Source organism: Ruminiclostridium cellobioparum DSM 1351 = ATCC 15832 (genome assembly GCF_000621505.1).
In the GTDB taxonomy this organism is placed as follows: Bacteria; Bacillota; Clostridia; order Acetivibrionales; family DSM-1351; genus Ruminiclostridium; species Ruminiclostridium cellobioparum.
On the sequence record NZ_JHYD01000033.1, the window covers coordinates 90,722 to 97,475 of the forward strand.

The window sequence follows — 6,754 nt, forward strand, 5'->3', positions numbered from 1 at the left end:
TTTATTTGTTCATTACAGTATTCTGGCAATAAAGACGATCAGGTACGAGGCTGGGATGAATATCAGAAAAGTTAATGCCGATCCTAATATCTTACTGCCAACCATCCCTATGACACAGCCTCTGTAATCTGCCACGCTGTATTTACCCTCAATAACCTCATCTGTAAGAACTGACAAATACGGATCAATAAATAGTGCCGAGAGTATGGAGCCCAGACCGGTTAAAACAGATACCAGAGTCATACAGGTTGTGCTGAGCTCGGGTTCAAGAGTTGCGGCATATATGGGAGAAAAAATACCTGCCGTCAGCAGTGCCACAGTCAACACATTCATAACCAGTATATTTACCGGAAGCTTTTTCAGGTTGACACCCTTTATATTGGTTTTAGTCGGTATGGCGACGGAGTTTTTTATATAGGCCACACCTGATTTGGAAAAGCTGTGCAGCATCAACTTGAACACTGATTTATTAACCGAAAAAGCTTCCACCCCCCTGGTAAAGATTCTTTGAAAGGTAGGCAGAAGCGCAGCTCCCGCAATACTGGCAATAACAACATCAAGTATAAGTATATAAAAGACAAGCACCAGATTGGTTTGATAACCCGACTTTGCTATATATTTGGTGAGAAGCGGCAGCTGAAAAACACCTGCAACTCTGGAAAATAAAGCAATAGCATTAAACAGTGCCGAGGATACCGCTATTTTACCTGTTCTTACTCCTACAATTCTGACGGAATAAGCTAAAGTACCTATTATAGTTATTACAAAATTAATAATAAAAACCAAAACTAATCTATACATAAAAGCCTAAAGCCTTTCTCTTTTGCTTAAACTTCAAAATCCATTACCAGCCTGCTTTTTTTGCTTTCGGCTTCCGATAACATTTTCTTGATCTGTTCCTTGTTACTTTTAAGTTTATTACAGATTTGATCTATCTGACCCATAAGTTTTTGAATCTGATACATATCGTCACGGATTTTATCACGGACATTCAAATCGGTAAATATATTATCAAACCAAAAATCAACGGCTCTTGTAGTTGAGTCGATGCCGGCATATGCGCAGACATCATACATGTTTACATCTCTTAGTTCACTTTCAAAATCCTTCATAAGCGAACCAAGACGGTTGAGTTCAGCTTTTGCGTCATCGATATGATCATACTTTGCCATATGGCTTAAAATACCTCCGCCTCCCCAGACATCATAAGTAGCCCAGCCTTCGGCACTTTTCAGATGATTTACCGCATTGGCGGCTGCGGATATAACACGGCTGGCAGCATGCAGGGCCTCATCCGTTTCGGCAATTTGCTTTGTCAGCTCAAACTGCTGCCTTTCCAGTTCCGTATAGGAAGAAAAAGCCTGCTGACTGATTTTGCTTTTAATTAAATTCTCACGTTGAATATATTCAGTATCAAACAGTTTCTTATCGGCAGCCAGTTCGCTTATCTTTTTTGCCAGTTCAGCTTTCTCCTGAGCCAGCTGCTTTACTCTTTCAGCCGCCTTGTCGTATTCCAGCTTGGCAGAAAGCATCTCCTGAGTTTCTTTATTGACTTTACCCTCATACAATCTGATCAATTTTAGTAAAGTATGGGAAAATTTATCCTTTTGAAGTTCATCAACGTCCAATGCTTCAGACTGGTACTTGTGCAAAAGGCTTCTTACGTCGTCCTCTGCGTCATACAGCCTTCTGCTGAGACTCTCCATCCGTTCCTGCAGTACCGGCAGAGCTGCCAGCTTGTTTTTTAATTCTGAAAAGCTGTTGTTGTCCATTTGAAAAGACCTCCCTAAAATATATTGTGCGACATACTTAATTTGTCCGGGCTTCCTCTACAACAAGGATTTTGTTCAATATGTCCATACCCCGGTCTATGTCTACATGTTCGTTATAAGTAAATTAATGCTATCAGGATAAGTTAAATAGCTTTTTTCCATTATAACACCTTTAGCGGTGAATATATCATTTAGCTGCAGTACTTTATCCCAGAACATTTTTGTTTTATTCTATACCTTTCGTTATTGAGGATTTAACAACCATATTTATTGTATATTCTGGTAAAATTGACGTCAAGTGAGAGACCGGAAAACTCACCCTTGAATAATTTTACCTATATTGTTATAATATCAGGGAACAGTTCGAATACTAATTGTGTAATGCTTGGGATTCCTCAGCTATAGCATATTGGCGGCTGTAGCTCAAGAATTTCGTACAACGGTATATTTTAAAAGCTATGATGGAGAAGAGTAAGCGAGACAGGATGTTGCAGAGAGAAGGCATCACCGGCTGTAAGTGCCTTTAACGGAATACTTGCCAAAGTTCCCTCCGAAGCTGTGGTTCTGAACTAATTATATGATTTTGCCAGGCATTCGGCATGAGATGCCGGTTTGGCACATCAGTGTAGGAACTGCCGGTAAAAACCGTTATATTTTAATGAGTTTGGAGATTGGTTTTTGCAGTTAATGTACTGCATTCAAATGTCTCCGATAAAACTGGGTGGTACCGCGGAGAATGCCTTCGTCCCTTTGGGATGGGGGCTTTATTTATTGTCTGGGAGAGTATGATTTTTTAAATAAATTTTAAGGCTGAAAGTGTTTGAAAAACAGCATTACAGGAAATTCAGACATATTCGATTAGAGATGATTTAATGAAAGGAGATAATAGACGTGATTGAAAAAATCAGTATATTAAGGGAAGCCGCGCTTGAAAAAATAAAACAAGCTGCAAGCAGTAGTGAAGTTGAAGAACTCAGAGTAAAACTTCTGGGCAAAAAGGGTGAATTGACCGAAATGCTCAAGGATCTCAAAAACATGGCTATTGAAGAGAGAAAGCAATTTGGTCAGGAGGCTAATGAGTTAAAGAATGAGATAACCGAGCTTTTGGAGTCAAAATTCAAGGAGCTCAGTGCCAATGATGTTAAGAAGTCCTTGAGCAGCGGTTCCAGCTTTGATATTTCATTGCCGGGGACTCAGTTCAAGGTGGGTTCACTGCATCCGGTAACAATTGTCCAGAAGGAAATCGAAAGGATATTTACCGGAATGGGCTTCAATATAGTTGACGGCCCCGAGGCAGAAGAGGAATTTTATAATTTTGAAGCATTAAATATACCAAAACACCATCCTGCAAGAGATATGCAGGACACCTACTGGCTTGAAAACGGTTCTCTTCTCAGGACCCATACTTCACCCTGTCAGGTGAGGGCAATGCAGAAATACGGCGCTCCGCTGAAGGTTATTGCTCCAGGAAGGTGTTTCAGGAATGAGAGCACCGATGCATCCCACGAAAACACTTTCTTTCAGCTGGAAGGTATGATGATCGATAAAAATGTCTCCATTGCAAACCTCATTTATGTAATGAAGCTGTTATTATCGGAGGTATTTAACCGAGACGTAAAGATAAGATTGAGACCCGGTTTTTTCCCATTCGTGGAGCCCGGTTTTGAGCTTGATCTGAATTGTATGATATGCGGAGGAAAGGGCTGCCCCACCTGCAAGCACTCGGGCTGGATAGAGCTCCTTCCCTGCGGCATGGTTCACCCCAACGTATTGCGCTACGGTGGAATCGATCCTGAGGAATACACGGGTTTTGCCTTTGGTTTGGGCTTGACCAGACTTGCGATGATGAAATATGGAATCAGTGATATCCGTGTTCTTAACTCAGGAGATTTGAGAGCAATGGAACAATTTTCAGTAAGGTAGGAGGGAAAAAAGTTGAAGCTGTCATTAAATTGGTTAAAAGATTACGTTGACTTAAGTGGAATTGATATAAAAGAATTGTGGTACAGATTTACCATGTCTACCGCAGAAGTGGAAGAGGTGGAATTTGTAGGCCAGGATATACAGAACGTTGTTGTGGCAAAGGTGCTGAGTGTCGTACCCCATCCTGAATCAAAGAAGCTGAAAATAACACAGGTTGATTCCGGGGACGGAATTCTTCAAATTGTCTGCGGAGCTCCAAATGTTACCGAAGGCATTCTGGTACCCCTTGCAAAAATGGGGGGATCGGTAAAGAACATGCCCAAACTGGGCAAGGTGAAACTGGTTGGAGTTGAAAGCTTTGGAATGCTCTGTTCAGCAAAGGAACTCGGAATCAGCGATGACCACGGCGGACTTCTGGTACTTGAGGGGGATTATGCCCCGGGAACAGATATCAAGTCAATTATAGATATAGATGATGTTATTATCGAAATCGATAATAAATCACTTACAAACAGACCAGACCTGTGGGGGCATTACGGAATTGCCCGTGAAATAGCCGCAATATACGGCAGAGAGCTGAAACCCATGCAGCTGGATGATCTAAAGTCTGCTGAGGATAAACCGAAGCTTGACATTTCAGTAGAGGACACAGAAAAGTGTTTCAGATATTCCGGACTTAAGATAGACGGCGTAAAGAAGCTGGAAACCTCCATGAACATGAAGGTCAGGCTGTTCTACTGCGGAATGCGTCCAATATCACCGCTGGTGGATCTGACCAACTATCTGATGCTTGAAATGGGGCAGCCCATGCACGCCTTTGACAGCAGACAGGTGGAAAGCGGCATAATTGTCAGAGCAACAAAGGAACCGACTCTGTTTAAAACCCTTGATGGTACTGAGAGAAAGCTGCCTGAAGACGTGCTGCTGATATGCAACAGAGAAAAGCCGGTTGCGATTGCAGGGATCATGGGCGGTGAAAACTCCGAAGTGCTTGAGGTTACAACCTCCATATTACTGGAGTCTGCAAACTTTGAAGGTTCTTCCACAAGAAAGAGCTCCACTAAAATAGGTCTTCGCACCGAGGCCAGCGCACGTTATGAAAAGATGCTTGACCCCAATATGACTGTGACGGCAATACAGAGATTTGTCAAGCTTTTAAAGGATATGCAGCCTGACATTCAATTTGCATCCGCTTTAACCGATGTGTACTGCAGCAAGCTGGAACCTATTGATATTACAATAACAAAACCGTACATTGACAAATACATCGGTAACACTCTGACAAAGGAAAGAATGGTTGACATTCTGAGAGCATTGGAATTCAAGGTGGATGTGGAAGGCGATACCTTCAATATAAAGGTGCCCACCTTCAGAGCTACAAAAGATATTACAATGAAGGTTGATATAATTGAAGAAATCACAAGAATTTTCGGTTATGACAATATCCAGCCTCAAACCCTGGATATAGCATTAAAACCTCTGCAATACAACGAAGAAAGACTTACCGACCACAAGATAAAAGAGCTGCTTTCCGAAAGGTTCGGTGCAAGCGAGGTAAACAGCTATATCTGGTATGACAATACCTTCAACAGCAGAATGGGTATTGAAACGGACGGACAGGTGAAGGTTTTGAATCCCCAGGCACAGGATGCCAATACACTCAGGGACAGCATGGTACCCGGAATGCTTGCCTTTGCTGAGAAAAATGAAAAGTCATATGAGGATTTCCTGCTGTTTGAAATAGGAAGTGTATTCAGGGCAGCATCACCTAAGGACAAATGTGAGCAGCATAAAAATCTGTGTATATTGGCTGCCAGCAAAGTTAAAAGTGAAGATGAGCTGTTCTATGATCTGAAGGGAATAATTACGTTTATAGCTAAAGCCTTAAAGAATGCGAATCTGGATTTCTCTGTATGTACAGGAGGCTTAAACTGGGTGCATCCTATGAAATCAGTGGATATAAGCACAAATGGAACCCCGATGGGGTATATAAGTGTAGTCCATCCTATGATTAAAAAGAACATTGCCAAAAAGCTGAACATAGCTGTGCTGGAAATAAACAGAGATGTGCTCCAGGCTATTGATACCGGGGTTATCAAGTATAAGGAACCATCCAGGTTCCCTGAGGTCGTTCTGGATTACAGCTTCCTGGTGGACAACGGGGTTACCTTTGACAGGGTTAATGAGGATATCGGCAGCTTTAAGTCAGACTTGCTCAATGGTTTCAGCTTTGTTACCATATACACCGGAAAGGGCCTGCCCGAAGGCAAGAAGAGCATGACCTTCAGATTTGTAATAGGTTCGGCGGAAAAGACTCTGTCAAGCGATGACATAAATGCCTTTGCAGGTAGTCTCATTGACTACATGAACAGCGTAGGCTATGCTTTGAGATAGTAATTCAGGTTAGAACAGCTTTTTTTACCGAAAAGAATATTACAATAAATAAAATCATCCGTCTGGAATAATTTGTTTCAGACGGATTTTTTCATACAAAACTAGCTTTATCAATACTGTCATGTCCAATCCTCTGAGGGTAAAGCCCGATCTTCTCCCGGGTATTTCAGGCAATTTTCTTCAAATTTCATGTATATTAAGATTTACTCGAAAAAATAAATAAAAATTCAGGTGTTAAATCAACTTTAAAATTTACTATTCAGTATAGGAATAAATTTATAAAGAATAAATTTTAGGAGTTGAACAGGATGTACACCAGAGCCCCGGATAAATCGGCAGCGGCACAGAACAAAAACCTTCAGAACTCATCATCAAGGCAAAAATCCTTAGTCAAGCAGCCCAACTACATAGAAATAATTCAACGTCTCAAAAGACTGCCCAATTCATTGACACAGCAGGATATAAATATCCTCCAGAAAACCATTGGAAACCAGGCAGTTATTAAGCTGCTTACCGATATAAAAAAGATACCTCCAAAAAACAGCCAACCCGGTCAAGACAAAGAAACTACTCCCGGCACACAGGATAAGCAGCAGGATACCGGCAGCAAGACCGTGGAAAAAACCGGAGAACAAAGTGACTCAGGTGACCTGAACAGTAAGTCG

5 protein-coding genes and 1 other annotated feature are annotated in these 6,754 nt (G+C 41.6%); of the genes, 3 read left to right on the forward strand and 2 right to left on the reverse strand.

Features of this window, described 5'->3' with window-relative positions:
• Positions 1 to 12: 12 nt before the first annotated feature.
• Both T344_RS0113685 and T344_RS0113690 read right to left on the reverse strand, forming a co-directional pair.
• Positions 13 to 801 carry a lipid II flippase family protein gene (locus tag T344_RS0113685; RefSeq protein ID WP_027629181.1) on the reverse strand — a complete coding sequence of 263 codons (789 nt, stop codon included), beginning with the start codon at positions 799 to 801 and terminating at the stop codon, positions 13 to 15.
• Between the two features lie 26 nt (positions 802 to 827).
• Positions 828 to 1,772, reverse strand: a complete 945-nt coding sequence (locus T344_RS0113690; RefSeq protein WP_027629182.1) for a coiled-coil domain-containing protein — start codon at positions 1,770 to 1,772, stop codon at positions 828 to 830.
• A 449-nt stretch (positions 1,773 to 2,221) separates the two neighbouring features.
• Positions 2,222 to 2,525, forward strand: a binding site (T-box leader).
• A 138-nt stretch (positions 2,526 to 2,663) separates the two neighbouring features.
• Between T344_RS0113690 and pheS the strand changes: the two genes are divergently transcribed.
• From pheS to T344_RS0113705, 3 genes are all read left to right on the forward strand, one after another.
• A complete protein-coding gene (gene pheS, locus T344_RS0113695; protein ID WP_027629183.1) occupies positions 2,664 to 3,695 on the forward strand; it encodes a phenylalanine--tRNA ligase subunit alpha in 1,032 nt (343 codons plus the stop codon).
• A gap of 12 nt (positions 3,696 to 3,707) precedes the next feature.
• On the forward strand, positions 3,708 to 6,089 hold the full coding sequence (gene pheT, locus T344_RS0113700) for a phenylalanine--tRNA ligase subunit beta (protein ID WP_027629184.1): 2,382 nt from the start codon (positions 3,708 to 3,710) through the stop codon (positions 6,087 to 6,089).
• A gap of 308 nt (positions 6,090 to 6,397) precedes the next feature.
• The coding region (locus T344_RS0113705; protein ID WP_027629185.1) for a hypothetical protein at positions 6,398 to 6,754 on the forward strand (357 nt) is incomplete at its 3' end.

Excerpts from the sequence above, each read along its gene's own strand:
- T344_RS0113690 (WP_027629182.1), bottom strand. The coding sequence starts at position 1,772 with ATGGACAACAACAGCTTTTCAGAATTAAAAAACAAGCTGGCAGCTCTG.
- T344_RS0113685 (WP_027629181.1), bottom strand. The coding sequence starts at position 801 with ATGTATAGATTAGTTTTGGTTTTTATTATTAATTTTGTAATAACTATA.